The sequence below is a fragment of the Pauljensenia hongkongensis genome (assembly GCF_001746855.1).
GTDB lineage: Bacteria > Actinomycetota > Actinomycetes > Actinomycetales > Actinomycetaceae > Pauljensenia > Pauljensenia hongkongensis.
Genome location: NZ_CP017298.1, coordinates 430,809 through 431,562 on the forward strand (window position 1 = coordinate 430,809; position 754 = coordinate 431,562).

The 754-nt window shown below is 76.8% G+C and carries 1 protein-coding gene; it reads right to left on the reverse strand.

What is annotated here, in order from left to right; all coding sequences use genetic code 11:
* A partial coding sequence (locus BH719_RS09965) for a DEAD/DEAH box helicase (protein ID WP_009400238.1) occupies window positions 1-754 on the reverse strand: 754 nt, incomplete at both ends.

Genomic DNA, 754 nt, shown 5'->3' on the forward strand with positions numbered 1-754 from the left:
GTCGGCGTCCGCCACCGCGTCGTCCTCGTCGATGCGGGGGCACACGACGTAGACGCGCCCTCCGGAGTCGACCTCCTCGCGGGCGCGCCGCCACAGGCGCTCGATCCACGGGCCGTTGGAGGCGTCGACGAGGTGGGTGGCCACGGGCGCGCGGCCCGCGGGCAGCCCCTCCATGCGGGTCTCGTCCAAATCCCCGAACACGGTCATCGCGATGGTGCGGGGGATGGGGGTGGCCGTCATGACGAGCTCGTGGACCAGGCGCCCGTCGGCGCGGGCCGCCCGCAGCGCCGCGCGCTGGGCGACGCCGAAGCGGTGCTGCTCGTCGATGACCGCCAGCGCCAGGTCGGCGAAGCCGACGGAGTCCTGCAGGAGGGCGTGCGTCCCCACGACGATGAGGGGCCCGGGCGAGGCCATCTCCTCCAGGACGGCCCTGCGCGCCGCCTCCGGCGTGGAGCCGGTCAGCAGGCGGACCCCCACCGCGCCGCCCAGGGGCCCCAGCAGGGCGGTGATCGAGGCGAAGTGCTGTTCGGCGAGGACCTCCGTGGGCGCGACGAGCGCCCCCTGGCGCCCGTTGTCGACCACGCGCGCCAGCGCCGCCAGGGCGACGACGGTCTTGCCGGAGCCGACGTCGCCCTGCAGGAGGCGCTGCATCGGCGAGGGGCGCGCCAGGTCGGCGTCGATGGCCCCGATCGCGGCGCGCTGGGAGCCGGTGAGCGCGAAGGGCAGCGCGCCCTCGAGGCCGTCGCGCACGCCG